Genomic DNA, 1,929 nt, shown 5'->3' on the forward strand with positions numbered 1-1,929 from the left:
GCACTCGCGATCGTGATGTTGTAGTTAAATTGTTTGACGAATTGGGTCCACGCTTTGCTGCTCGTAACGGCGGCTATATTCGTGTACTGAAATACGGTTTCCGTAAAGGCGACAATGCTCCTTTGGCATTGGTTGAATTGGTTGATAAAGCAGCTGATTCTGCTGAATAAGCAAATTAATATGAAAGCACTACCTGTTTAGGTGGTGCTTTTTTATTTGGATAGACCCTTTCTCATTTCGCAGTGCTACAATACTTCAACGGGAAACCCTTATTCTATAAGGGTTTCCCGTTTTATTTTGTCTAAAAAAGCAGCCTTAAAATAATAATAGTTGGTCGGAATTTACCCTTTTTTCTTGGATTTTCAGCTCTCCCAACAGCAGTTTCATGGTGGTATATTGCTTTTCTGTTACTTCCAAACAGCGGATTGAGCCTTCTTGCGGTAGGTTTGCACATAGCCTATTGTGGTGTTTTTGCAACGAATCTCGACCTTTGACAATACGGCTGTATACGGAAAGTTGGAGCATTTGGTATCCATCTTTTAAAGGAACTGGCGGAATTGATTGGCGGCTTTGCGCTTGGCCGCCGTGGTAACAGGTAGGTCGAAGAAGACGATAATCCTCATAAATTTAGCCTCACTCATATTGGTATTCTTTCAATGGCAAGATTTCGGGCAGTTTCAGCTGTTTAGCGTTTTTGTTAGTTACGCTGGCTTGAAATGAAGAAATCATTTTGTCGATGGCAGCCAAGGTGCTGAAATGTTGCCGTTCGATGCAGATTTGATAGTGAAGGATCTTGATAAGGTTTTGTTTGAGGTTGGGTGTCAGTTCAGTTTTCAGACGGCCTTGTTTATGCAAATGTATAACGACCAGGTCGGCCAATGGGCGTAAGGGTTCGAGAAAGTCATCGGCGAGGTTGAATGGATTTAGTTCGCTCCTATGAAACAAGCCTAATGCAGGCAACCAACCATATAAGGTCAGGGCGCGTGCTACTGCTGCACGGAGTACGGCGTAGGTGTAGTTCAATGCGGCATTGACGTACGGGTAAACTTTTCCCCAAAGAGGGCTTGGAAGTAGAGGGCGGCAGCTTGGGCTTCACGGTTTCCTGTATCGCCTGAACGGACTTCGACTGCCAAAGTGCGCAGCCGTTTGGTTGCAAGATCATTGCCTGTTTCGTCTGCGACAAATGCTTGATTTAGGATTTTTTGGCGGACGATATGTTGCCAGAGTTGCTTTTTTAAGGGTTCGCTTATATTCAGTTGCAGCTTGAGGATTTTAAGTTGGCGGTGATATTGGGCATAAGGCAGCCATTGTCCGTAGGGTAGGAATTGCTCATCACATGTCAGCAGGGTTGCACTATGATCGGCTAAGGCTGATAAGAGCGGGGCGGTAATTAGGGTTTCGCGGTTTTCGATGATGATAACGGCGATGTCTTCTAATGGTACGGTATGGGACTCGCCGTTTTGTTGAATCAGCAGTTGCCGGCGTTGTAAGGATAATTTACCGCCGTTTTGAATGAGCAGGCTGCGCCAAGTCATGTTTTTCCCCTTATTTTTTATAAAAAATCCCTGCTTCAGGCCGTCTGAAACAGGGATAGATTAATTTAACGGACAGGTGGGCGTTTTTTCAGACGGCATGGTCTGATTTCTTTGCCGAGTTCGTCGATTTGGTATTTTGGGAATGAAAGGGCGGTTTTGACACCGATTCGATATATGCCGTCTTCGTCGAATTTTTGCAGCAGAATCCGTTGTTTTTTACTGCGAGGAAAACGGCTGGTTTCAACACGCGCTTTAAATTCCTGCCATTCGCGGCTGTTGTCTTTGCCGTTGAAGTATTCGTAAGGGGTTTGATTACCTTTGTTTTGGTTTTCGCTGCCCAATACCAGCACTTTATTGTTGAAACTGTCGTCCCATGTGCGCGAGAACGGCAGGG

At 45.2% G+C, this 1,929-nt stretch carries 1 protein-coding gene and 3 pseudogenes; 1 reads left to right on the forward strand and 3 read right to left on the reverse strand.

Translation table 11 applies throughout. The features are described 5' to 3' along the window. A partial coding sequence (locus ACTHS3_RS12100) for a bL17 family ribosomal protein (RefSeq protein ID WP_440368050.1) occupies positions 1 to 170 on the forward strand: 170 nt, incomplete at its 5' end. Positions 171 to 315: 145 nt separating this feature from the next. Here ACTHS3_RS12100 and cas2 read toward each other — a convergent pair. The 3 pseudogenes from cas2 to ACTHS3_RS12115 form a co-directional block, all read right to left on the reverse strand. Then, positions 316 to 641: pseudogene (gene cas2, locus ACTHS3_RS12105) on the reverse strand (CRISPR-associated endonuclease Cas2). Further along, positions 634 to 1,535, reverse strand: a pseudogene (gene cas1, locus ACTHS3_RS12110) (type II CRISPR-associated endonuclease Cas1). The pseudogenes cas2 and cas1 overlap by 8 nt, the downstream one beginning before the upstream one ends. A 176-nt stretch (positions 1,536 to 1,711) precedes the next feature. Next, a pseudogene (locus ACTHS3_RS12115) lies at positions 1,712 to 1,929 on the reverse strand (HNH endonuclease domain-containing protein); the annotation flags it as partial.

This window comes from Neisseria sp. P0009.S007 (genome assembly GCF_051962515.1).